Annotated in this window: 1 protein-coding gene; it reads right to left on the bottom strand. The window is 48.6% G+C overall.

Features of this window, described 5'->3' with window-relative positions; translation table 11 throughout:
- Window positions 1–110: 110 nt before the first annotated feature.
- A partial coding sequence (locus tag EFBL_RS20085) for an ISNCY family transposase (RefSeq protein ID WP_096184524.1) occupies window positions 111–1,064 on the bottom strand: 954 nt, incomplete at its 5' end.

Genomic DNA, 1,064 nt, shown 5'->3' on the forward strand with positions numbered 1-1,064 from the left:
TGTCAAGATTCAGTGAAAATGTCACCTTAACTGTTCTATGAAAATGTCACTTTTTAGTTCCCCCCTCGTTTCATACGAAGGGGTTTCAAGAAGTTCTTAATTTTGCTATGCTAGTCTTGCTTTTGTAGAGCTCTATTGAGCTCTTTCGGACCTCTCCAGACTCTCCAGGGGTGGTTCGCAGCGGGCTTGTGTGGTGGCGCAAGATCCGCTTTTTTCTTTTCTGGAGTTGGCTTTGCTTGCTTTGGTTTTTCCGCTTCTTTAAGTCCTAGTGCTTGCCCTTGGTACCAGGCAAACAGTTTCCCTTTCATGTTTAGGCGGACTTCTATGCGGGTCTTAGGCGGAATGGTTTGCCTTGTAGAAGAGGTTTGCAGGGTGTAAATCTTACCGCCGTAGGAGATCGTTTGCCCGGGGCCTACAGAGCGCATCTCTCGCATACAGAACACGAGATCCAGGTTTGTATCGAGCTTCCGGTACATGGATTCCGTTTGTTCCGGTTTGACAGCAAAACGTTTGTTGTGCTTTGCAATAAGTTGTGGCAAAACCCGATTTGCCTCTTCTAATGAGGTAACTCCAAGAATCCGGAGTTCTACGAGTAAGCGGTCTTGCAGGGTACCCCAGAGTCTTTCAATACGGCCTTTTGCCTGAGGCGAACGAGCTTTTGGGTGACTAATTCCAAGATCTCGCATCGCCTGTCCAAAGTTAGACAAAGGAGCTTCTTCTCCTGCCAATTCCTGCTCAATCGTTGCCTTTTCGTTTCGAGACTTAAAGATTGAATGGCGGTCGCTGTATAGAGCAGCAGGAATCCCATAGGTTCGAATTCCTTGCCGCATGACTTCAAAGTATCCTTCGGTTGTCTCTTCAGAGCGGAAAACGGCACCTACGACGAGCCCGGTTGCGTCATCAATGGCTGCCAATAGAGCAAAAGCTGGAGATCTGCCTTCTAACCAGTCATGTTTACTGGCATCAATTTGCCACAGCATGCCGGCTTGGGGTTTTCGAGCACGGGGACTGTGCAATTTCGGACGACGGCGTTGTTTTTGTCTCTTGACCCCCGCAGCAACTAG

Origin of the sequence: Effusibacillus lacus, from assembly GCF_002335525.1 — a bacterium.
GTDB lineage: Bacteria > Bacillota > Bacilli > Tumebacillales > Effusibacillaceae > Effusibacillus > Effusibacillus lacus.